Raw genomic sequence first — 2,036 nt, 5'->3', positions numbered from 1 at the left:
AGGAAGTCCTCGCGAAAGCCAACCGTAACAACACTTCAAATGCGGACCACTAGTTAAGGGGTGGAGATCAGAGGCTTCGGCTGAGCAAAATCGCTGCTGTGAGGGCTGATCGGGGCCCACGTTCGATTTCGGAATTAAAGCCGTGCCAAGCTGGTTGCACTCAACGGAACCAAGAGATGCCGCGCATGCGGCAGCGACCGACGGGTTCACCTACCTTCGGCCGACCACAACAGCGGTGGGAAACCGCAAAAGGAGCTATGGCAATGGCAACCGTGGACGTGACCACCGAGGACTTCGAGTCGACCGTCACCGAGAACGATATCGTTCTCGTCGACTTTTGGGCCTCGTGGTGCGGACCCTGCCGCTCGTTCGCACCGACTTACGAGAAGAGCTCGGACAAGCACTCGGATGTCGTCTTCGCGAAGATCGACACCGAGGCCGAGCAAGATCTCGCAGCGCAGCTGCAGATCCAGGCGATTCCGACCCTCATGGCCTTCCGCGAGGGCCAGCCGGTATTCCGTAACTCGGGCGTCGTGTCCGGCGCCGCTCTCGACCAGCTGATCGAGAAGATCAAGGACCTCGACATGGACGAGGTCCGGAAGGCCGTCGCGGCCGAGACCGCGAAGGCCCAGGGCAACGCCTAGCTCACAAGGGCCCTCAGGCGCTTAGTCCGAAACCCCGTCGCACCCCGTGGTGCGGCGGGGTTTTCGTATTTCCTCAGACGCTTGCCGAAACCGAAAAATAGAACACGTTCACGCCCGCGCGTGTCCTGTGCCACAATCGGTTCAAGCAGTAGAACGTGTTCTAGAAATTCGTGGGAAAGGTCGTGCGCAGGTGAAGACCAAGGTCGCCGTTTCGATGGAAGTGGGCAAGCCGTTCGAGATCGTCGAGGCGGAGCTCGATGGCCCGAAGGCCGGCGAGGTCCTCGTCAAGTGGAAGGTCGCCGGGCTCTGCCACTCAGACCTCCACGTCTCCTCCGGGGACATGCCCTCGACCCTCCCGCTCGTGGTGGGCCACGAGGGTTCCGGTGTGGTCGAGGAGGTCGGCCCCGGCGTCACTCGCGTCAAACCGGGCGACCACATCGTCGGCTCGTTCATTCCCGGCTGCGGCACGTGCTCGGCGTGCGCGCGTGGCATGTCGAACCTGTGCAACGAGGGCTGGAACGGCACCACCGGCCTCATGGCCGACGGACGTTACCCCTTCAAGCTCGAAGGCGGCCAGGGCGCCGGCGGCATGTGCAACCTCGGCACCTTCTCCGAGCGCGCCATCTGCAAGGAGCAGTCCGTCGTCCCCGTCCAGGAGTGGATCCCGTTCGAGACCGCAGCGCTCGTCGGCTGCGGCGTGACCACCGGCTACTCCTCGACGATCAACACCGCCGGGGTCAAGGCCGGGGACATCGTCGTGGTCTTCGGGATCGGTGGCCTCGGCGCGAACGCGCTCCAAGCCGCCAGGCTCGCAGGTGCCCGCTACGTCTTCGCCATCGACAGCGACGCCTCGAAGCAGGACGTCGCAATGAAGTTCGGGGCGACCCACTTCTTCTCCGATCCCACCGATGCCGCGCCGGTCCTCAACGAGCTGAGCTGGGGTGAGCAGGCGGACAAGGCGATAATCACCATCGGTGTCGCCGATGCGGCAGTCACCGAGGCCGCCTTCAACCTTCTCGGCAAGCGCGGCGTGCTCGTGCTCGTCTCGATGGGCGCCATGGACAACTACTCGGTGAGCATCCCGGGCCTGTTCCTCTGCCAGCTCGAGAAGAGCATCAAGGGCTCGCTCTTCGGTTCGGCGAACGCGAACTACGACATCCCCAACCTGCTCAAGCTGTGGGACCAAAAGCACATCATGCTCGACGAGCTCATCACGCACCGCTTTACGCTCGACGAGGTCAACAAGGGCTACGAGATGATGGAGACGCCGGGGTCCGGGCTGCTCCGCGGGCTCATCATCCACGAAGACGACTGATTAGCGCTTGCGCGGATATCGGGGATTTCCCCGAGGCCGGCGGGCTGGAGAGCTGTTAACCTGCCCCAATGAGCCCC

2 protein-coding genes are annotated in these 2,036 nt (G+C 63.5%); both read left to right on the top strand.

What is annotated here, in order from left to right; genetic code table 11:
* The first annotated feature begins 263 nt into the window (after positions 1 to 263).
* On the top strand, positions 264 to 644 hold the full coding sequence (trxA, locus tag V7E05_RS13115; RefSeq protein ID WP_333620087.1) for a thioredoxin: 381 nt from the start codon (positions 264 to 266) through the stop codon (positions 642 to 644).
* A 190-nt stretch (positions 645 to 834) separates the two neighbouring features.
* Positions 835 to 1,959 carry a Zn-dependent alcohol dehydrogenase gene (locus V7E05_RS13110; protein WP_333620086.1) on the top strand — a complete coding sequence of 375 codons (1,125 nt, stop codon included), beginning with the start codon at positions 835 to 837 and terminating at the stop codon, positions 1,957 to 1,959.
* Positions 1,960 to 2,036: the final 77 nt, after the last annotated feature.

This window comes from Dietzia sp. (assembly GCF_036741115.1).
Classification (GTDB): Bacteria; Actinomycetota; Actinomycetes; order Mycobacteriales; family Mycobacteriaceae; genus Dietzia.
Note: the sequence above shows the minus strand (reverse complement) of the source record. Positions and strands in the feature narration are given on the sequence as shown.

Excerpts from the sequence above, each read along its gene's own strand:
- trxA (WP_333620087.1), top strand. The coding sequence starts at position 264 with ATGGCAACCGTGGACGTGACCACCGAGGACTTCGAGTCGACCGTCACC.